Below are 493 nucleotides of genomic sequence, written 5' to 3'. Positions count from 1 at the left end.
GTTTGTAATTGACCCATTGGTCTGGAAAATACGTAAAGACAAAGAGGTTGGCCGCACCCATAAAAATCAGGAAGCCAATCCATGCATAAGTCAGGCGCGTCCATACAAAATCAGGGAGCTGCATTTCTTTGCCCATGACGGCTTTAAGCCCGTTTTTACCGGCAAGGTGGCTGAACAGCATGACGATGGCGCCGATCCAAAACAGAACGGTCGGTTTCCACATGATAAAGCGGTTGTCTTTCAGCAGAATCGTTGCGCCGCCAAAAAAGACAATCAAAATCAGGCTGACCCATTGCATGGTATCCAGTTTACGGTGTTTCCAAAAGGTCAGCGCAGCTTGGGCAATGCCGACTATAACCGCAACAGCCGTTGCGGCAATCATGTCTTTGGTGATGATATATGTGATGAAAAATAAGAATACGGCGAATAAGTCGCTCAAAATCTTCATATATTAATGATGAAACTAATTGAGTAAATGCTAATCATACAGGGA

The 493-nt window shown here is 44.6% G+C and carries 1 protein-coding gene; it reads right to left on the bottom strand.

Features of this window, described 5'->3' with window-relative positions:
- Positions 1-448 (bottom strand): inner membrane-spanning protein YciB (locus ACTHUR_RS19160; protein ID WP_440400366.1); only part of this gene is annotated, 448 nt, incomplete at its 3' end.
- Between the last annotated feature and the right edge of the window lie 45 nt (positions 449-493).

It is taken from the genome of Neisseria sp. P0021.S007 (assembly GCF_051956855.1).
This window is presented reverse-complemented; position numbering and strand designations above follow the sequence as displayed.